The organism is Sphingopyxis sp. Q841 (genome assembly GCF_052384365.1).
GTDB classification, from domain to species: domain Bacteria; phylum Pseudomonadota; class Alphaproteobacteria; order Sphingomonadales; family Sphingomonadaceae; genus Sphingopyxis; species Sphingopyxis terrae_A.
Genome location: NZ_JBQSUM010000002.1, coordinates 826,691 through 844,722, shown reverse-complemented (window position 1 = coordinate 844,722; position 18,032 = coordinate 826,691). Strand labels below are relative to the sequence as shown.

At 65.2% G+C, this 18,032-nt stretch carries 18 protein-coding genes; 5 read left to right on the top strand and 13 right to left on the bottom strand.

The window, feature by feature from the left end; all coding sequences use genetic code 11:
* The first annotated feature begins 175 nt into the window (after window positions 1-175).
* Both ACT17R_RS14410 and ACT17R_RS14405 read left to right on the top strand, forming a co-directional pair.
* A complete protein-coding gene (locus ACT17R_RS14410) occupies window positions 176-1,138 on the top strand; it encodes an alpha/beta hydrolase (RefSeq protein WP_444809684.1) in 963 nt (320 codons plus the stop codon).
* Window positions 1,139-1,356: 218 nt separating this feature from the next.
* On the top strand, window positions 1,357-1,734 hold the full coding sequence (locus tag ACT17R_RS14405; protein WP_440515238.1) for a DOPA 4,5-dioxygenase family protein: 378 nt from the start codon (window positions 1,357-1,359) through the stop codon (window positions 1,732-1,734).
* Here the strand turns inward: ACT17R_RS14405 and ACT17R_RS14400 are convergent.
* The 3 genes from ACT17R_RS14400 to ACT17R_RS14390 form a co-directional block, all read right to left on the bottom strand.
* Window positions 1,731-2,846 carry an ATP phosphoribosyltransferase regulatory subunit gene (locus ACT17R_RS14400; protein WP_444809683.1) on the bottom strand — a complete coding sequence of 372 codons (1,116 nt, stop codon included), beginning with the start codon at window positions 2,844-2,846 and terminating at the stop codon, window positions 1,731-1,733. The genes ACT17R_RS14405 and ACT17R_RS14400 overlap by 4 nt on opposite strands.
* 166 nt (window positions 2,847-3,012) lie before the next feature.
* The gene (gene serA, locus ACT17R_RS14395) at window positions 3,013-4,599 is read right to left on the bottom strand and encodes a phosphoglycerate dehydrogenase (RefSeq protein WP_444809682.1); all 1,587 of its coding nucleotides are present in this window, start codon (window positions 4,597-4,599) and stop codon (window positions 3,013-3,015) included.
* A 119-nt stretch (window positions 4,600-4,718) separates the two neighbouring features.
* Complete coding sequence (locus ACT17R_RS14390) at window positions 4,719-5,846, bottom strand: phosphoserine transaminase (protein ID WP_444809681.1); 1,128 nt, start codon at window positions 5,844-5,846, stop codon at window positions 4,719-4,721.
* Between the two features lie 171 nt (window positions 5,847-6,017).
* Between ACT17R_RS14390 and ACT17R_RS14385 the strand changes: the two genes are divergently transcribed.
* Both ACT17R_RS14385 and ACT17R_RS14380 read left to right on the top strand, forming a co-directional pair.
* The gene (locus ACT17R_RS14385; protein WP_003048959.1) at window positions 6,018-6,719 is read left to right on the top strand and encodes an extensin family protein; all 702 of its coding nucleotides are present in this window, start codon (window positions 6,018-6,020) and stop codon (window positions 6,717-6,719) included.
* 57 nt (window positions 6,720-6,776) lie between these two features.
* Complete coding sequence (locus tag ACT17R_RS14380; protein WP_003048961.1) at window positions 6,777-7,649, top strand: LOG family protein; 873 nt, start codon at window positions 6,777-6,779, stop codon at window positions 7,647-7,649.
* A 54-nt stretch (window positions 7,650-7,703) separates the two neighbouring features.
* Here the strand turns inward: ACT17R_RS14380 and ACT17R_RS14375 are convergent, their stop codons facing one another.
* Entirely contained in the window at window positions 7,704-8,147 is a 444-nt protein-coding gene (locus ACT17R_RS14375; protein WP_234180623.1) for a c-type cytochrome, read from the bottom strand.
* Window positions 8,147-8,800, bottom strand: a complete 654-nt coding sequence (locus ACT17R_RS14370) for a c-type cytochrome (protein ID WP_058812808.1) — start codon at window positions 8,798-8,800, stop codon at window positions 8,147-8,149. The genes ACT17R_RS14375 and ACT17R_RS14370 overlap by 1 nt, the downstream gene beginning before the upstream one ends.
* 176 nt (window positions 8,801-8,976) lie before the next feature.
* Here ACT17R_RS14370 and ACT17R_RS14365 point away from each other — a divergent pair, with 176 nt between their 5' ends.
* The gene (locus ACT17R_RS14365) at window positions 8,977-9,867 is read left to right on the top strand and encodes a prephenate dehydratase (protein WP_062768893.1); all 891 of its coding nucleotides are present in this window, start codon (window positions 8,977-8,979) and stop codon (window positions 9,865-9,867) included.
* Between the two features lie 6 nt (window positions 9,868-9,873).
* On the opposite strand, the gene ACT17R_RS14360 is transcribed toward ACT17R_RS14365, so the two are convergent.
* The 8 genes from ACT17R_RS14360 to ACT17R_RS14325 form a co-directional block, all read right to left on the bottom strand.
* Window positions 9,874-10,548 carry a CDP-alcohol phosphatidyltransferase family protein gene (locus ACT17R_RS14360; protein WP_444809680.1) on the bottom strand — a complete coding sequence of 225 codons (675 nt, stop codon included), beginning with the start codon at window positions 10,546-10,548 and terminating at the stop codon, window positions 9,874-9,876.
* A 150-nt stretch (window positions 10,549-10,698) separates the two neighbouring features.
* Window positions 10,699-11,190, bottom strand: a complete 492-nt coding sequence (locus ACT17R_RS14355) for a hypothetical protein (RefSeq protein WP_444809679.1) — start codon at window positions 11,188-11,190, stop codon at window positions 10,699-10,701.
* Window positions 11,187-14,000 (bottom strand): DNA polymerase I, encoded by a 2,814-nt coding sequence (gene polA / locus ACT17R_RS14350; protein ID WP_444809678.1) that lies wholly within the window; start codon window positions 13,998-14,000, stop codon window positions 11,187-11,189. The genes ACT17R_RS14355 and polA overlap by 4 nt, the downstream gene beginning before the upstream one ends.
* Window positions 14,001-14,110: 110 nt before the next feature.
* On the bottom strand, window positions 14,111-14,431 hold the full coding sequence (locus tag ACT17R_RS14345; RefSeq protein ID WP_444809677.1) for a hypothetical protein: 321 nt from the start codon (window positions 14,429-14,431) through the stop codon (window positions 14,111-14,113).
* Between the two features lie 57 nt (window positions 14,432-14,488).
* Complete coding sequence (gene purT, locus ACT17R_RS14340) at window positions 14,489-15,670, bottom strand: formate-dependent phosphoribosylglycinamide formyltransferase (RefSeq protein ID WP_444809676.1); 1,182 nt, start codon at window positions 15,668-15,670, stop codon at window positions 14,489-14,491.
* Window positions 15,667-16,158, bottom strand: a complete 492-nt coding sequence (locus tag ACT17R_RS14335) for a GFA family protein (protein ID WP_444809675.1) — start codon at window positions 16,156-16,158, stop codon at window positions 15,667-15,669. Before ACT17R_RS14335 ends, purT begins: the two co-directional genes overlap by 4 nt.
* A 1,030-nt stretch (window positions 16,159-17,188) precedes the next feature.
* On the bottom strand, window positions 17,189-17,614 hold the full coding sequence (locus tag ACT17R_RS14330) for a winged helix DNA-binding protein (protein WP_353846158.1): 426 nt from the start codon (window positions 17,612-17,614) through the stop codon (window positions 17,189-17,191).
* Window positions 17,611-18,018, bottom strand: coding sequence for a JAB domain-containing protein (locus tag ACT17R_RS14325; RefSeq protein ID WP_444809674.1), 408 nt, complete (start codon window positions 18,016-18,018; stop codon window positions 17,611-17,613). Before ACT17R_RS14325 ends, ACT17R_RS14330 begins: the two co-directional genes overlap by 4 nt.
* Window positions 18,019-18,032 lie beyond the last annotated feature (14 nt).

Sequence of the window (18,032 nt, the reverse complement as noted above, 5' to 3'; positions counted from 1 at the left end):
TGAACGGGGCCCTTTCGACCCGGCGCGGCCTTAGCGGATTTGGCTGTCGAGGCAAGGGCGAAGGCCGTAAAATCGTGCCGCGCCGCGCCGATCGCGGCTGTTACATCTTGTCATAACATCGCGGTGCGCGGTCACATCCTCGCGACAATTGCAGGCTAGTGACCCGACGGACAGCATGATGACGGAGGCGATGATGACGCGGCGATTTTCGACCGGATGGGCCGCCATGGCGGCGTTTGTCGCGGCGAGCCTGATGGTGCCGGGCCCCCTCGCCGAGGCGCGGGAACGGCTGCGCGAGCGGATTGCCGAACGCATGGCGGAGCGCATGGGCGCCGATGCCGGGGCAAAGGTCGCGGGCAGCGAAACGATCGCCTATGGCCGCGATCCGCTCCAGACGCTCGACATATGGCGCGCAAAGGGCGCGGCCGGTCCGGCGCCGCTGATCGTCTTCGTGCATGGCGGCGGCTGGAAGCGCGGCGACAAGGACAATGCGACCGGTCAGTTCAAACCCGAACATTATCCTGCCGAGGGCTATGCCTTTGCGTCGATCAACTACCGCCTTGTCCCCGCCGCGACGGTCGAGGAGCAGGCGGCCGATGTTGCAGCAGCGGTGCGGGCGATCGTCGAGCGTGCCGACGCACTGGGCGTCGACCGGCATCGCATCGTGCTGATGGGGCATAGCGCGGGCGCGCATCTGGTCGCGCTGGCCGGCACCGACCCGCGCTATCTGAAAGGCGCCGGCCTGTCCTTTGCCGATATTGCGGGTGTCATACCGATCGACGGGGCGGCCTATGACGTGGCGGCGCAGATGAAGGACGGGCCGCAAATCATGCAGTCGACCTATACGCAGGCCTTCGGCACCGATCCGGCGCGCCAGCGCGCGCTGTCGCCAACGGCGCAGGCGGCCGCGCCCAACGCCCCCGCCTTTTTGCTGCTGCACGTCCAGCGGCCCGACGGCGTGCGCCAGGCCAGGGCGCTCGGCGCCGCGCTCGAGGCCGGCGGCAGCCGCGTCGCGTTCGGCAGCTTTCCGGGCGAAGGATTGAAGGGCCATGCTGAGATCAACCGCCGCCTCGGCGATCCGTCCTACGCGGCGACCGCGACGGTCGACGCGTGGCTGAAGCGGGTATTCGGGCGATAGCTTCTGGGAGGCGACCAACCGCTCACGCCTTCCAACATTTCGTCATCCCGGACTTGATCCGGGATCCACTATTCCGGCGCTGCGTGAATGGATCCCGGATCAAGTCCGGGATGACGAGGGGAGAAGGGGCCGCTATCGGTCGTGGGTTGACTCTGCGCGGAGCCGTTTGTCGCAGGGCCAATGAGGCGGGTCAGCTGATGCCCGCCAAAGAGGCGCCAATGACCGATCCCGACGCACCCTATCACGCGCATATCTATTATGACCCTGCCGAGCGACCGGCAGCGGCGACCTTGCGCGACGCCTTCGGTGCCGATCCTGCAATCCTGTTTGTCGGGGCCATGACCGATGGCGCGGCCGGGCCGCATCCGATCGCGCAATATGAGGTGCATTTCCTCGCGCGCCATCGCGCCGCCGTCGTGGAGGCGATCGAGGCGACGGGGCTGCGCGCGCTCGTTCACCCGCTCACTGACGACGATCTCGCCGATCACACCCGCCTTGCGCACTGGATCGGCGAGCCGATCGAGCTCGACGTGACCGTGCTCGACCCGCCGGGCGTCAACCAGGGGATTCCGCGTTTCGGCGTTTCGGATTTTTAAGCGGCAACCGGCCCTTCGGGGCCGAGCGTGAAGCCGCACCCGAGCCGCACCGCTTCGTCGGCATCGGTGAGCGCCGCGACCGTTTGCCATCCAACCGCGCGCAGGCTGGCGGCGAGCGCCGGATCGTGGCCGAGCGGCAGGAATATCCGCCGATCGCTGTCGCGCTCGACGCCCAATCCTTCGTCGATCAACGGGTCGGGGTAGAGCGAAAAGCCTACCGCTGGTTCTTCCTGATCGTCGCCGACCGGGATCGCATAACCGCCGCCGCGGCCGATTGCGTCGCCCTGGCCGGGAACGAAGATCTGGAAGCCGAACCAGCTTTGATAGGCAAAGCCGTGACGTTCGGTCGGATCGAGGGTCAGATCGGCGCGGCCGCGAATCGGCGCCGCGATTTCTTCCAGCGCATTGATACGACTGGTGAGTACGCCCGCGGTGTCGAACGCGCGCAGATCGGCGATCGCGCGGTCGAAAGGCCCCGTCGCGCGCAGCAACGGCAGGTAGGCTTCGGCTCCGATGCGCGCGAGCGCGCCGGCATCCTTTGCGTCGAGTTCGTCACGCAGCATCTGCAGATCGGCCGTAATGGGCAGCGGACCGGCGGCGAGCAGGTCGACGACATCGGGCAGGGTGAAGTCGATCGTAACCCGGCCGATGCCCGCCGCGTCGAGCGCGTCGATCGCGACCGAGACAATCTCGCGCGCGGCTGCGACGCTGTCGCTGCCGATCAGTTCGGCGCCGACCTGCAGCATTTCGCGCGCCGGGCGGAGCTGGCTCGCGCGCAGCTTGACCACCTGGCCAGCATAGCACAGGCGCAGCGGCCGCGGCGCATGCGCGAGCAGCGAGGTTGCGATGCGACCGACCTGCCGCGTGATGTCGGGTCGCAGCGCGAGCGTGCGCTGCGACACCGGGTCGGTGAAGCGGAGCAGATCGCGCGCGGCGCGTTCGTCATTGCCGCCCAGCGTTTCGCGAAATTCGGCGAGCGGCGGCGAAACGCGGCCATAGCCGTGCGCGCGCATCGCATCGACGAGCGCGCGGGTCACGCGCGACGCGGCTTCGGCCTGCGCGGGCAGGCGGTCGCGGAGGCCTTCGGGCAGCAGGGCAGGGGCCTTGGTCATGGGGGTGGCCTTAGAGCGGGAAAAGCGAGGTTTCAATCAACGCCGTATCCCCGAGCGGAGACGAGGGGCTTTGCCGAGCGAAGTCGAGGCAGCTACCTCGCTGGTTCTCGCGACGCTCGAACGGGTCCCTCGTCTTCGCTAGGGAACACGGATTTCCTTGGAGCGATCAGAACTTCAGTCCCTTCACCATCTTGACGCCGGGCAGCTGGCAGACCTGCCACAACAACGGTTCGGGCATGGCCGAGTCGAGGCTGAGCAGCAGCACCGCCTCGCCCCCGGCGGCGCGGCGGCCGAGGTGGAAGGTGCCGATGTTCAGCCCCGCATCGCCCAGCGTGCTGCCGATACGACCGATGAAGCCGGGCGCGTCCTCGTTGACGATATAGAGCATGTCGCCGTCGAGATCGGCCTCGACCTTGATGCCGAACATTTCGACGAGGCGCGGTTCGTTGTTGCCGAACAGCGTCCCCGCGACCGAACGGTCGCCGGCTTCGGTGGCGACGGTGACGCGGACGAGGGTGTGATAATCGCCCTCGCGATCATGGCGCACCTCGCGCACGTCGAGGCCGCGTTCGCGGGCGAGATGCGGCGCGTTGACCATGTTCACGCTGTCCGAATAACGGCGCATCAGCCCGGTCAGGACCGCGGCGGTGATCGGCTTCAGGTTAAGCTCGGCCGCCGCCCCCTCGACCTCGATCGAGATGGTGGTGAGGTTGTCGTGGGCGAGCTGACCCACCAGACTGCCCAGCTTTTCGGCGAGGCTCATATAGGGGCGCAGCTTCGGCGCCTCTTCGGCCGACAGGCTGGGCACATTGAGCGCGTTGGTAATGCCGCCGGTGAGCAGATAATCGGAAAGCTGTTCGGCCACCTGGATGGCGACATTGACCTGCGCTTCGTCGGTCGATGCGCCGAGGTGCGGCGTGCAGATGAAGTTCGGCGTGCCGAACAGCGGATGATCGGCGGCCGGCGGTTCGGTCTGGAACACGTCGAGCGCCGCGCCCGCGACATGGCCGCTGTCGAGCGCGTCCTTCAGCGCCGCCTCGTCGATCAGGCCGCCGCGCGCGCAGTTGATGATGCGCACGCCCCGCTTGGTCTTCGCAAGATTTTCCTTCGACAGGATGTTGCGCGTCTGGTCGGTCAGCGGCGTGTGCAGCGTGATGAAATCGGCCTTGGCGAGCAGCGTGTCGAGATCGGCCTTTTCGACGCCGAGCTCGATCGCGCGTTCGGGGGTCAGGAACGGGTCGAAAGCAACGACCTTCATGCGCAGCCCCAGCGCGCGTTCGGCGACGATGCTGCCGATATTGCCGCAGCCGATCAGGCCCAGCGTCTTCGACGTCAGCTCGACGCCCATGAAGTCGTTCTTCGGCCATTTGCCTGCTTGCGTCAGCGCATTGGCCTCGGGAATCTGGCGCGCGAGGGCGAACATCATCGCGATCGCATGTTCGGCCGTGGTGATGCTGTTGCCAAAGGGCGTGTTCATCACGACGACGCCCTTCTTCGACGCCTCGGGAATGTCGACATTGTCGACGCCGATCCCGGCGCGGCCGACGACCTTCAGATTGGTTGCGGCGGCGAGGACGTCGGCGGTGACCTTGGTGGCCGAGCGGATCGCAAGGCCGTCATAGGCGCCGATCATCGCGATCAGCTCGTCCTTGGTCTTGCCGGTGATGACATCGACGTCGATGCCGCGTTCCTTAAAGATCGCGGCGGCTTTGGGATCCATCTTGTCGGAAATCAGAACTTTGGGTGCGGTCATTTCGGTAGCTTTCAAAACTCCGTTCGTCCTGAGCTTGTCGAAGGACAGTTCTTCTCTTGGGCGCCGGAAAATAAGAGCGGCCCTTCGACAAGCTCAGGGCAAACGGAAGAGGGGAGGCGTCAGGCCTTGAGCGAGGCGTAAGCCCAGTCGAGCCAGGGCCCGAGCGATTCGATATCGGCGGTGTCGACCGTCGCGCCGCACCAGATGCGCAGCCCCGGCGGGGCATCGCGATAGCCGGCGATGTCATAGGCCGCACCCTCGGCTTCGAGCAGCCCGGCGAATTTCTTGATGAAATCCGCGTCGGCCCCAGCGACCGACAGGCACACCGACGTCTTCGATCGGCTGGCGGGATCGGCGGCGAGATGGCTCAGCCATTCGCGTTCGGCGACGATCTTGTCGAGCGCCGCGGCGTTCACATCGCTGCGCGCCTTCAGCCCGTCGAGGCCGCCCAGCGACTTCGCCCATTCGAGCGCAAAGATCGCGTCTTCGACCGCGAGCATCGAGGGGGTGTTGATCGTCTCGCCCTTGAACACGCCTTCGGCAAGCGTGCCCTTCGACATCAGGCGGAACACCTTGGGCAGCGGCCAGGCCGGCGTATGGCTTTCGAGCCGTTCGACCGCGCGCGGACCCAGGATCAGCACGCCATGCCCGCCTTCGCCGCCGAGCACTTTCTGCCAGCTGAAGGTCGCAACGTCGATCTTGTCCCACGGCAGGTCATAGGCGAACACCGCGCTGGTCGCGTCGGCGAAGCTCAGCCCCTCGCGGTCTGCCGGAATCCAGTCGCCGTCGGGAACACGGACGCCGCTGGTGGTGCCGTTCCAGGTGAAGAGCACGTCGTTCGACCAGTCGACCTGGCCCAAATCGGGAAGCTGGCCGTAATCGGCGCGGATCACCGTGGGATCGAGCTTGAGCTGCTTGGCGACATCGGTGACCCAACCTTCACCGAAGCTCTCCCAGGCCAGCGCCGTCACGGGGCGGGCGCCCAGCATCGTCCACATCGCCATTTCAAAGGCGCCGGTGTCCGATCCCGGCACGATGCCGATGCGGTGCGTATCGGGCAGGCGCAGCATCTCGCGCATCAGGTCGATGCAATATTGGAGGCGCGTCTTGCCGATCTTCGCGCGATGCGAACGGCCGAGCGATTCGGTGTTGAGCTTTTCGGGGGACCAGACCGGCGGCTTCGCGCACGGACCGGAGGAAAAATAAGGACGCGCAGGCCGTGCCTGCGGTTTACGCACTTCAGTCATGTCAGACTCTCCTTGCAGAGAGCTCGCGCGGCGTTGGGACCGCGTGGCCCGGCGCCGCGTTTAAGGCGGTGCGCGCAACTGTCAAACAAAATGCGCGGGACGTGCGAAATTTCCGGCAAGCCGCGCCAAAGCTTTACGCCCTGTTAACCAAGATGTCGGTAAATTGACGCCATGCCGATCCCGCCGTTCCTGAAGCCCCGGATCCTGGTCGCCGCAACCGCGGCGCTGGCGCTCTCGGCCTGTTTCAGCACCCCCGACGTGATGAAACGGAGTGATGCCAAACGCCCCGCCGCGACCAAGCAGCAGCGGCCGCAGCCGATCGGCGCCGCGTCCTTCAGCAGCCCAGAGGCGCAGCAATGCGCCTTCGATCTCAAACAGGCGGGGGTGCGCTTCACGCCGCTGCCCGATCAGGATCATGGCGGCGGCTGTACCTCGATCGATTCGGTCAAGCTGCTCGACATCGGCACCCCGGTGTCGAACCTTGGTCCCATGACCTGTCCGCTGGCGAAGAATTTCGCCGCCTGGGCGCAATATGCTGTCCGGCCCGCGGCGCGGAAATTCTTCGGGCAAGAGGTGGTGAAAATCGAAACCTTCGGCACCTACAGCTGCCGCAACATCTATGGCGGCCGGTCGGGCCGTCTGTCGCAGCACGCCTATTCCAACGCGATCGACGTGTCGGGTTTCGTCCTTGCCGACGGACGCCGGATCATGCTCGATGGCGGATGGAAGGGCGACCGGGCGTCGCAGGACTTCCTGCGTGCGCTGCACAGCTCGGCATGCCGCCGCTTCGGCACGGTGCTCAGCCCCGATTATAACGCCGCGCATTACAATCATTTCCACATGGACATGAGCGGCAACGGCTTCTGCCGCTGACCAAGCCCGCGCGCGGGCGTCTTGGCAAAGTCAACCGAAGCGGCTAGCCGTCCGCTAATGACAAAAGATAAACAGACCCATCGTTCGCGTTTTCACAAAGCCAAAGACGACGCCCAATTCGCCCAGCAGGCGACCTCGACCCCGCAGACCGCAAGCGAAGCCTATAAGCTCGCATTTCAGGATACCGACTTCCTGTTGCGCGAAGACCTGCGTCCGGTGCGCTTCCAGCTTGAACTGCTCAAGCCCGAACTGCTCCTCGACGAAGCGAAGATCGAATCGACGCTCGTCATCTACGGCTCGGCGCGTATTCCCGAACCCGATCAGGCCGACGGCCTCGAAGCAGCGGCGACCGACGATGCGTCGCGCAATATCGCGCGGCGACTGAAGGCCAAGGCGCGCTATTATGACGAGGCGCGCAAGCTGGCGCGGCTGGCGAGCCAGGTTCCCGTCGATGCCAATGGCGACCGCAATTTCGTCGTTTGTTCGGGTGGCGGCCCGTCGATCATGGAAGCCGCCAACCGCGGCGCGGCCGACGAGGGGCGCGAATCGATCGGCCTCAACATCGTGCTGCCGCACGAACAGGCGCCGAACCGTTACGTCACCCCGTCGCTGAGCTTCCAGTTCCACTATTTCGCGCTGCGCAAGATGCACTTCCTGCTGCGCGCGCGCGCCGTCGCGGTCTTTCCCGGCGGTTTCGGGACCTTCGACGAAATGTTCGAGCTGCTGACGTTGATCCAGACCGGCAAGATCAAGCCGATCCCGATCGTGCTGTTCGGCAAGCAGTTCTGGAACCGCGTCGTCGATTTCGAGGCGCTGGTCGAAGAGGGCGTGATCAGCGCCCGCGACCTCAAGCTCTTCACCTTCGTCGAACATGCCGAAGAGGCCTGGGACGTCATCCAGAGCTTCTACGCCAACGCCGATCATCACTAGGACCAGGAACCCCGAGGGCTTGGCCCTCGGGAAGCGAACGCCGAACGGATCGGGCTATTTCGACTGGTCTTCGAGGTAGAGGATCAGCGCCTGGCGATCGGCGGCGTCGATGACCCCGGCAAAGGCCATGCGTGTGCCGGGGACGGTCTTCATCGGATCGGCAAGATAGATATCGAGTGCGGCGGCGTCCCAGACGCCGCCCTTTGCCTTCATCGCGCCCGAATAGGCAAAGCCCGGATGCGACGCGACCGGGCGGCCGACGATACCGTGCAGGTTCGGGCCGATACCGTTCGGGCCATCCTTGTCGATCGTGTGGCAGGCGGCGCAGCGCTTGAAAATCTGTTCGCCCATCGCCGCGGTCGGCGCGACGGCGGGCGTAGCCTGAGCCGCGGTTTCAGCCGCTCGCGCATCGCTCGCCGCCGTGTCCGCCGGCGGTGCGGCCTTGCCGCAACCGGCAAGGGCCAAAACGCCCGCCAGAAGGACGGGCGCGCGGCGCATTATTTCTTGGCTTCGGCGGGCGCGGGAGCCGCGCCTTCGGCCGGGGCGGCGGCCTTGTCGCCTTCGGCGGCCGGTGCCGCGCCATCCTTGCCCTCCGCCGGAGCGGCGGCATCGGCAGCCGGTGCCGCTTCGGGCGCGGGCAGCGGCAGGTTCGAACCTTGCGCGTTCAGATAGACGATCAGGTTGGCGCGATCCTCGGGGCTCGACAGGCCGGCGAACGACATTTTCGTGCCTGCCGCGAACTTGCGCGGGCTGGTCAGCCAATGGTCCATCTTTTCGAAGTCCCAGTTGCCGCCGACGCTCTTGAGCGCGTCGGAGAAGGCGAAGCCGCCCTTGCCCTGACCGATGGCTTCACCCATCGTGCCGTAAAGATTGGGGCCGATGCCATTGGCGCCGCCCTGATTGATCGTATGGCAGGCGGCGCATTTCGCGAACACCGCTTCGCCCTTTGCCGGATCGGCGGCTGCGAGCAGGTTGGGCAGCGGCACCGCCGCCGCGCCGCCGCCGCCACCGGCTTCGGCATCTTCGATAGGAAATCCGGGCTTTTCAGGGGCATGGCTCGCACCCAGCATGCCGGTGCCGATCGTCAGGCCCAGCGCGCAGATACCGGCGAAGAGAGCCCAGCCGGCGATAGTATTGTTGCGGTCGTCCATGTCAGGCCCCGTTCGCTGGCGCCCACCCCGGGCGCATCGATTGATTTGGACGCTCCCTTACTTGGGCATGGGCGGGGGCGCAAGGGGATGAAATGTCCCGGCGGCATGCGCACGTTCGGTTGCCTCCGCATCGCGGGGCCGCTATGCGCCGCGGCGCGGTTTTCTGGAAGGCGTTCATGGGCAGCTATTCGGCTTCGGCACAAAGACTGGTTGACACGATGACGGCGGCGGCGCTCGCCGATCCCGCGCGAGGGCTGGCCTTTCAGGGCGCGCCCGGCGCGAACAGCGACCTTGCGGCGCGCGAATTCGACCCGCAGGCGCTGCCGCTGCCCTGCTACAGCTTCGAAGATGCGATCGAGGCGGTGCGCGACGGGCGCGTCGACCGCGCGATCATTCCGATCGAAAACAGCCTGCATGGCCGCGTCGCCGACATTCATTTCCTGTTGCCCGAATCCGGCCTGTCGATCGTCGGCGAACATTTTCTGCGCATCCGCCACGGATTGATGAGTCGCAATCTTGGCCCCGTCACGCGCGCGATGAGTCACGAACAGGCGCTGGGACAGTGCCGCCACTGGCTGCGCGCGCACCATATCTCGCCGATCGCGCATAGCGACACCGCGGGCGCGGCAGCCTGGGTCGCCGACAGCGACGAGGTCGGGCTGGCCGCCGTCGCGCCGCCGCACGCCGCCGATCTTTACGGGCTGACGCTGCACGAATCGGGCATCGAGGATGCCGATCACAATATGACGCGCTTCGTCGTGCTGGCGCGCGAACCGCTTGCCGACATGCCTGCCGATGTGCCTCGGATGACGACCTTCATCTTCGAGGTGAAGAATATTCCGGCTGCGCTCTACAAGGCGCTGGGCGGCTTTGCGACCAATGGCGTCAACATGACGAAGCTCGAGAGCTATCAGGACGGCGGCAGCTTTGCCGCGACCAAATTCTATGCCGATATCGTCGGCGCGCCGGGCGAGGAAAATATCGACCGCGCGCTGGAGGAACTGGATTTCCAGACCAAGACGCTGCGTCTGCTCGGTACTTACCCACAGGCGCGCGTCCGCGGCTGATCGGCCTCAGGGTTCGCGGCGCGACAGGGTGCGCGCCAGCGTCAGGCTCTGGATCACGAACAGCGTCACCAGAATGCTCGCCACGCCGAGACCAAAGAGGTCGAGCGGCGAGAAATGGCTGCCGAGAACGCGCTCGTCGCCGAGCGCAGGCATCGCGAGCGTCAACGCCATCAGCATCAGCCGCAATTCGGTCGGCCCGCCCGCAAGGTAGGAAAGGCGAAATTCGCCGACGACCTTCGCCGCAAGGAAAGTGTGGATCGACAGCAGGAAATAGCCAACAACCCCAAGCAGCGCGACATCGAAGCGCATGAAAGGGCTCATCCCCATGCTCGCGACCATCAGGAAGGTCGCGATCGCATCGACGCTATGGTCGACGAAATAGCCATAGGTCGGCCGCTCGATCTTGCGCCACCGTGCAAGGCTGCCGTCGAGCGAGTCGCCGAACCAGTTGACGACATAGCCGGCGAGCGACAGCGCCAGCCAGCCGCTGCCGAGCCAGCTCAACAGATAGCCGCCCGCGACCATCAGGGCCCCCGCAAAGCCGAGCGCCGTGAGCTGGTCGGGCGCTACCCAGGCGGGCAAACGCGCGCATAGCCAGTTGAGCAGGCGGCGCTCGCCACGCGCGAGGATATTCTGCTGGATACGCGTTGCCACCGGCGCGCGCTTGTCCGCATTGCTCATTGGATGTCCGCCTTTTCCGGCCCCATCACATATCTGCGCCCTGTCATCAAATTGTCATAGGCTCCGCGCCGCTACGCGCAAGCCTTAACCCGCGCGGCCGGGCGCAGGCGAAGCGCGTTTCGGCGCCCGTATCGCGCGGTCAGTGCAGTCTCAATCCTGCCAAGGGCCGATTTCGCCGACGTCGCCGACGGTGCGAAAGCGCACCGCGCCATCGACCCATGCCACTTCCCACATCGGTGCCGGGCGCGCCCATTCGCCGATCACGAACAGCGGCAGCCGGTTCGCGGCGACGAACGCCAGATCGTCCGCAGTCGGCCCGGGAATGATCGTTTCCATCCGTTGGTGCAGCCGCACCACCGCCAGCGTCCCCGCCGGCGGCGCGGGCAGCGACTGCCGCGCCGGAAAGGCAAGACTCGCCATGACCGCGGGATAGCCTTTGCCGTCGCGCGTAAGGAGCAGGATCTTGTCGGGATTGGCATAGGGCCCGCCGGTCGGCCGCCCTGCCACCTTGCGCCCGTCGATCGCCGCAAATTCGCGCAGATCCTGATCGGCGACGGGGGACGGGGCCGCCGTCTCGACGCCCGGGGCTGCGGCTGCAGGACCGGCTGCCTGCACCGCGAAAAACAGGAGCGCAGCGATCAATGCGCGTCGCCCCAGCTCTTGCCGGTTCCGACCTCCACCTCCAGCGGCACCGACAGCGTCAGGACCGGCTCGGCGGCGGCGGCCATCACGCGGCGGATCACGGCGCCGGCGGCTTCGGCCTTGTCCTCGGGTGCCTCGAAGACGAGTTCGTCATGGACCTGGAGCAGCATCTTCACCTCATCCAGCCCCGCCTCGGCGAGCGCTACGGGCATGCGCGTCATCGCGCGCTTGATGAGGTCGGCGCTGGTGCCCTGGATCGGCGCGTTGATCGCCGCGCGTTCGCTGCCCTGGCGTTCGTTCTGGTTCGCCGCCTTGATGCGCGGGAACCAGGTCTTCCGGCCGAACAAGGTCTCGGTATAGCCGCGCTCGCGCGCGCGCTCGAGCGTGCCCTGGATATAGTCGGAGATGCCGGGGAAGCGCTCGAAATAGCGGCTGATCAGCGCTTGCGCCTCGTCGGGCGTGATTTCGAGCCGGCCCGCAAGCCCCCAGCGCGAAATGCCGTAGAGGATCGAGAAGTTGACCGTCTTCGCCTTGGCGCGGGTGTCGCGATTGACCTCGCCGAACAATTCGATCGCGGTCGCGGCGTGAATGTCCTGCCCCTGCGCGAACGCCTCCTTGAGTTCGGGGACATCGGCCATATGCGCCGCGAGCCGCAGTTCGATCTGGCTATAGTCGGCGGCGATCAGCACATGGCCCGGCGCGGCGATGAAGGCGTCGCGGATCTGGCGGCCGATCTCGCTGCGGATCGGGATATTCTGCAAATTGGGATCGGTCGACGACAGCCGCCCGGTCTGCGCGCCGACGAGGCTGTAGCTGGTATGGACGCGCCCGGTCTTCGCATTGATCTGTTGCTGCAGCGCGTCGGTATAGGTCGATTTGAGCTTGGCGAGTTGCCGCCATTCGAGGATCATGCGCGCGATCGGCACGCCGTCGCGTTCGAGCCTTTCGAGTTCATTCTGGTCGGTCGACCAGTCGCCCGACTTGCCCTTGCGCCCGCCCTTGAGGCCGAGCTTGTCGAACAATATCTCGCCGAGCTGCTTGGGACTGCCGATGGTGAAGGGCTGTCCTGCCTCGGCATGGATCGCGGTTTCCATCCGCGCCATTTCCTGCGCGAATTCGCCCGACAGGCGCGCCAGATAGTCGCGGTCGACCATGATGCCCGCGCGCTCCATCGTCTCGACGACGCCGGCAAGTGGCCGGTCGACCATCTCGTAGACGCGGGTGCCGCCTTCGAGCGGCAGGCGCAGCTTGAGCAGCCGCCACAGTCGCAGCGCGACATCGGCATCCTCCGCGGCATATTCGGTCGCGCGGGCGAGCGGGACTTCGGCGAAACTGATCTGCGATTTGCCGGTGCCGCACACCTCCTTGAACGACAGGCAGACATGGTCGAGATGCAGCTTTGCCAACTCGTCGAGGCCGTGACCATGTTGGCCCGCATCAAGCGCGAAGCTCATCAGCAGCGTGTCGTCATAGGGCGCGACGCGGACGCCATGCTGGGCCAGCACGCCGATATCATATTTCAGATTATGGCCGACCTTCAGCACCGCATCGTCGGCGAACAGCGCGCCGATCCGCGCGACGGCGTCCGCCATCGCAATCTGGTGGGGCTTTTCGGCGAACATGTCGGTGCCGCCATGGCCGAGCGGGATGTAGCAGGCCTGCCCCGGCACGATCGCCATGCTGACGCCGACAAGCTCGCCGGTGACGCTGTCGAGGCTCGCCGTTTCGGTATCGATCGCAACGACATGCGCCGCCTTCGCCGCCGCGATCCAGCGGTCGAGCGCGTCGAGGTCGGTCACGCATTCATAGGCCGCGCGGTCGATCGCCGGCATGGCGGGCAGCACCGGCGTCGTCGGGCCGGTAGGCGCCGCCGCAGCGGGCACGGCGCCGGCGCGCGGCAGCGTGGGCGGCCCACCGGGGGCGACGCCATTGTCGAGCTTGGCGGAAAGCGAGCGAAAGCCATGTTCGTCGAGAAACAGCTTGAGCGGCGCCGGCGGAATCGCGTCGAGCTTCAGACTGTCGAGCGTGTCGGGCAGCGGGCAATCGCGCTTCAGATCGACCAGTACGCGCGACAGTTCGGCCATGGCGCGATGCTCGATCAGATTTTCGCGCAGCTTCGACGCCTTCATCGTCTCGGCCCCGTCGAGCGCCGCAGTCAGATTCCCATATTCCTGGATCAGCTTGGTCGCGGTCTTGGGTCCGACCCCGCGCACGCCGGGCACATTGTCGACGCTGTCGCCCATCAGCGCGAGCACGTCGCCGACAAGGTCGGGGCAGACGCCGAACTTCTCGTGCACCGCGTCGATCCCCAGCCGGACATTCTTCATCGTGTCGAGCATGTCGACATGCGGTCCGTCGGCGGGTTCGCGGATCAACTGCATCAGATCCTTGTCGCTGCTGACGATGGTCACGTCCCACCCTTCGCGCACCGCGGCCTCGGCATAGGAGGCGATCAGATCGTCGGCCTCGAATCCCTCCATTTCGATGCAGGGCAACGAAAAGGCGCGCGTCGCGTCGCGGATCAGCGGAAATTGCGGGCGCAGATCCTCGGGCGGCTCGGGACGGTTCGCCTTATACTGATCGTAAATCTCGTTACGGAACGACTGGCTCGAATGATCGAGGATGACCGCAAGGTGCGTCGGCCCGTCCGCGTCGTGCAGATCCTTCGCGAGCTTCCAGAGCATCGTGGTGTAGCCGTAGACCGCACCGACCGGCACCCCGTTCGGGTTCGTCAGCGGCGGCAGGCGATGATAGGCGCGGAAGATGTAGCTGGACCCATCGACCAGATAGAGATGATTCTTCTGTGACATGGCGCGGGGTGTAGCAGGGGGAAGGAAGGCGGCCTAGCTATGTCGGGGTGCCGGGTTGGGAAAGGTCTGCTTTGGGGTAGGAAGCGGACAAAACTGAAAGCCGGCTGCCTTTAAAAAGAAGCGTGCCGACGAAATGATCCCTCATAACTTTTAATCGCGGCCGATAGTTCGCGCTTCCTTCGCGCCAATGTGCGGCTCCTTAGGAATGCGATTGCGGCGAAAGTCAGCCCTACGCTGCCGAAGGTGCCGTCAAATCGGCCCAGTTTCGAGTAAGAATAGGCTTCGCCGACAATACCGACAAGCGCCGTTGCCCATGCGGCCCAAATCATGAAGCGCTCTCGATGCCACGAAATCGGCTCTTCTGGTCGGCCACTCCGAGGATTACTTACATAGCCCTCGAACCCGAACAATGATGTCACAATCTTGAACATGGCTTTGAATTAACCGGGACCACGCACGTCCGCAACCGGTCACAACCCGCGCCCCACTCACCCCGGATATCGGATCGCCAGCCTGTCCGCCGCCGCGACAGCGGCTGCCCGCGCGTCGTCAGTGGTGCCGCCCGCCACCTTTGCCAGTGCCACCCCCATGCGGCGATAGGGCCGCGTGACGGGTTTGCCGAAGAGGCGCGCGTCAACCGAGGTTTCGGCGTTCGGCGGCGTCAGGGCTTCGGCGAGGCCGGTGATCGCGAAATCACTTGCGTCGCGGTCGGCGAGCAGCACGGCGCTGGCGCTGGGGTGCGGCACGTCGACCGGCGGAATCGGCAATCCCAGTATCGCGCGCGCGTGAAGGTCGAATTCCGAATACTGCTGCGAGATCAGCGTCACCATGCCGGTGTCGTGCGGACGCGGGGAGAGTTCGGAGAAGATGACGTCGTCGCCCTTCACGAAAAATTCGACCCCGAAAATGCCATGGCCGCCGAGCGCATCGACGACCTTCGTCGCCATCGCCTGCGCGGCCTGCAGCGCCGCCGCCGACATGGCCGCGGGTTGCCAGCTTTCGCGATAGTCGCCGCGTTCCTGCCGATGTCCGATCGGCGGGCAGAAGGCGACACCGTCTTTGTGGCGCACGGTGAGCAGCGTGATCTCGTAATCGAAATCGATGAAGGCTTCGGCGATCACACGCAGCCGGTCGCCGCGCATCCCGGCGGCCGCATAATCCCATGCCGCGTCGACCCCGGCGGCGTCCTTCACCGTGCTCTGCCCTTTGCCTGAGGAGGACATCACCGGCTTCACGACAAGCGGAAAACCGATCCGCGCGGCGGCGGCGGCGAGCTCTTCGCGACTGGTCGCATATTCGAAGGTCGAGGTCGTCAGGCCCAGCTCGCTTGCGGCAAGGTCGCGGATCGCATCGCGGTTCATCGTGAGCTGGGCCGCGCGTGCCGACGGGACGATGTGAAACCCTTCGGTCTCGAGTTCGGCCAGCACCTCGGTCCGGATCGCTTCGATCTCGGGCACGACATGATCGGGGCGGTGCTTTTCGATCGCGGCACGCAGCGCGTCGCCATCGAGCATCGAGAAAACCTCGGCCTCGTCCGCGACCTGCATCGCGGGGGCGCCGGCGTAACTGTCGCACGCGATCACATGGCAGCCGAGCCGCTTTGCCGAAATGACAAACTCGCGGCCAAGCTCGCCGGAACCGAGCAGGAGAATCTTTGCGGTAGGGGTCATTCGGGCCAGCTTTCGGTATCGTGGTCGGGATGTTGATGATTGGTCGCCGCGATCGCCGCGACAAGATCGGCCATGGTTTCCTCGGTCGTGCCTTCGGCCTGGATCGGCAGATCGGCAAAGACCGGCAGGCGGGCCTCAAGCCCGAACTGGAACCGCGGCGCGAAACGGCGGGGGTCGTCGAACGACCCCGTGGTCAGATTGATATGCTTACTCTCGAAATAATCATAGAGCAGCGGCGTGCCGCAATCCGCGCAGAAGCCGCGCGCCGCCTTGTCCGAACTGTTGAAGGTCGCGGGCATCCCGCGCGTCCAGACGATGGCATCGCGCGGAACGCCGATCAGCGCGATAAAGAAATTGCCGGCGGCCTTCTGGCACATGCGGCAGTGGCAGATGTGCGACGTGTCGAGCACCGCGCTGACGCGATAGCGCACCGCACCGCACTGGCAGCCGCCGGAGGCATCGACCTCAAGTCGTTCAGGGCTACCCATGATGCGTCACTCCCATGCAAATATTTATCGCTCCGTGAGGCGCCGATAAATATTTGAAAAAAATTGGTCAGAGTTGACCGACAGGCGCCTCGTCAGATTCTTATGCTTTTGAAAATGAGCAAAAATTTGCCGATCTTTAAGTCTCGCTTTCAAGGGCGATCGGTAGAGCTAGATGATGAATCCGGCTTTTTTTTCCGGTCTCCGCCCTTCCAATCGAATCGCTGATGCCGGAGTTATTCTCTTACATCGACCAGTTCAATTGTTGCTTCACTGCCGGACTTGGGCAGCGATACCGCACATACCGTCAGTCGATCTGCCTTCCCCCAACTATTCTGGCATGCAACGTCCGCTTCGTGCCTCATGTCGGCCGTTCCGACATAGATTGGTGAGCGTCCGAAGGTGGACTTTGCACATGCGGCGGATTCAAAAGGTCCCTTCGGTCGGCCATATGAACGAACGAGCCGGTAGTATCTTAAAGCTCCAGCGGCGCCCTCTATGGATGTGCGGAAGGCGCGGCGTACGTTGTCGCAGGCCTGAATCGCAAGGAGATGAGGACGACTTTTGGGGCTGTTCGACCTCACAGGGAAGGTCGCGCTGGTGACCGGCGGCAATGGCTGTATCTGGCTCGGTGATCCACCGCATTGCCGAGGAGGGCTATCGCATCGTGCTGGGCGGAGGGCATGTCAAAACCATTTGAGCAGCTTGTGGCTATCCGGACGAAGACCGGGAGCTTCGCCAAAAGCAGCGGCAGCGCGGCCTTGACGGGGCCTAAGATCAGGGAACATTCGTTCGCCTCGATATTTGCCACGCAATTTTCCTACGTGCCAAGGGGTTGGCGCGCGGTTCGCTGCGACGATCCGCGTGCTCTGCCAATCCACCCGGTGGCGAGGCAAAATTGATCATAATCGCGTGCTGCCTGCCCGCCGATCCAGGTGCATGGCGACAACGTGGCGGGACGCGGTCATGTGGCGCAGCTCCTACCCTACCGATATTATATGGGGAGTCCGGCCTGACGTCTTGCGCGCTGCTGTCAGCCTTGGCGCCCTTGCTTGGTCGCCCCCGCGGCCAGTCCACCGGCAACGGCGCTGCGCAGGCAGCGCTCGATTGTCTCGAGCCCCGCCTCGGTCAGCGAGAGGAGAACGACGCGGGCATCGCTCGCAGCGCGTCGGCGTTCGATCAACCCCAGTTCGGTAAGCTTGCCGATCCATCGCAGCGCCGTCGTCGCGGGTACGGCTGCGGCAATGCACAGGCTGTGCACGCTGACCGCGCGCCGTTCGCCGCGCTGGATATAGAGATCGAGCAGCATGTCCCACGCCGGCTCGGCAAAAATGTCGAGACCGAATATCTGCTCGCGTCGCCGCCTGAAGGCATATTGCGCTTTGGCAAAGGCGAGTAGAGGGGCGTCGATGTCGCACTCGACGAGGCGCAAGGTCGGCGTCTCGCGCTGCCAGCTCATAGCAGCCCCCTTGCGCGCATGCTGACGACACGGCCCCCGCCGACGATCAGATGATCGTGCAAGCGGATGTCGACCGCGGCAAGTAGAGCGCCCATCTTGGAGGTGAACGCCTCGTCGGCAGCGCTCGGCTCGCTCGACCCCGACGGATGATTGTGCGCGAGGATCACCCCGTGCGCTCCGGCCTCGAAGGCATGCGCGAGAAGCGTCCGCAGCGACGGGGAGACATGCGTAATCGTCCCTTCGGCGATCTGTTTGTCAGCTATATAGTCGGAGGCGCTGTCGACAAAGATCGCATGAAGTCGCTCGGTCGGGGCGTTGGCCAGTTGGAGCAGCAAATAGTCGTGCAGTCGTGGATCGCCGGCCTTTACCGGGCTGCGCGCGATTTGTTCGCGCAGCCCGGCCATGACAAGGGCGCGCG

Coding starts and splice junctions, on each gene's coding strand:
- ACT17R_RS14370 (WP_058812808.1), bottom strand. CDS start 8,800: ATGGACGACCGCAACAATACTATCGCCGGCTGGGCTCTCTTCGCCGGT.
- ACT17R_RS14400 (WP_444809683.1), bottom strand. CDS start 2,846: ATGACCAAGGCCCCTGCCCTGCTGCCCGAAGGCCTCCGCGACCGCCTG.
- ACT17R_RS14380 (WP_003048961.1), top strand. CDS start 6,777: ATGACAAAAGATAAACAGACCCATCGTTCGCGTTTTCACAAAGCCAAA.
- ACT17R_RS14325 (WP_444809674.1), bottom strand. CDS start 18,018: ATGGCCGGGCTGCGCGAACAAATCGCGCGCAGCCCGGTAAAGGCCGGC.
- purT (WP_444809676.1), bottom strand. CDS start 15,670: ATGACCCCTACCGCAAAGATTCTCCTGCTCGGTTCCGGCGAGCTTGGC.
- ACT17R_RS14390 (WP_444809681.1), bottom strand. CDS start 5,846: ATGACTGAAGTGCGTAAACCGCAGGCACGGCCTGCGCGTCCTTATTTT.
- serA (WP_444809682.1), bottom strand. CDS start 4,599: ATGACCGCACCCAAAGTTCTGATTTCCGACAAGATGGATCCCAAAGCC.
- ACT17R_RS14410 (WP_444809684.1), top strand. CDS start 176: ATGATGACGGAGGCGATGATGACGCGGCGATTTTCGACCGGATGGGCC.
- ACT17R_RS14375 (WP_234180623.1), bottom strand. CDS start 8,147: ATGCGCCGCGCGCCCGTCCTTCTGGCGGGCGTTTTGGCCCTTGCCGGT.
- ACT17R_RS14365 (WP_062768893.1), top strand. CDS start 8,977: ATGGGCAGCTATTCGGCTTCGGCACAAAGACTGGTTGACACGATGACG.
- ACT17R_RS14405 (WP_440515238.1), top strand. CDS start 1,357: ATGACCGATCCCGACGCACCCTATCACGCGCATATCTATTATGACCCT.
- ACT17R_RS14330 (WP_353846158.1), bottom strand. CDS start 17,614: ATGAGCTGGCAGCGCGAGACGCCGACCTTGCGCCTCGTCGAGTGCGAC.
- ACT17R_RS14385 (WP_003048959.1), top strand. CDS start 6,018: ATGCCGATCCCGCCGTTCCTGAAGCCCCGGATCCTGGTCGCCGCAACC.
- ACT17R_RS14335 (WP_444809675.1), bottom strand. CDS start 16,158: ATGGGTAGCCCTGAACGACTTGAGGTCGATGCCTCCGGCGGCTGCCAG.
- polA (WP_444809678.1), bottom strand. CDS start 14,000: ATGTCACAGAAGAATCATCTCTATCTGGTCGATGGGTCCAGCTACATC.
- ACT17R_RS14345 (WP_444809677.1), bottom strand. CDS start 14,431: ATGTTCAAGATTGTGACATCATTGTTCGGGTTCGAGGGCTATGTAAGT.
- ACT17R_RS14360 (WP_444809680.1), bottom strand. CDS start 10,548: ATGAGCAATGCGGACAAGCGCGCGCCGGTGGCAACGCGTATCCAGCAG.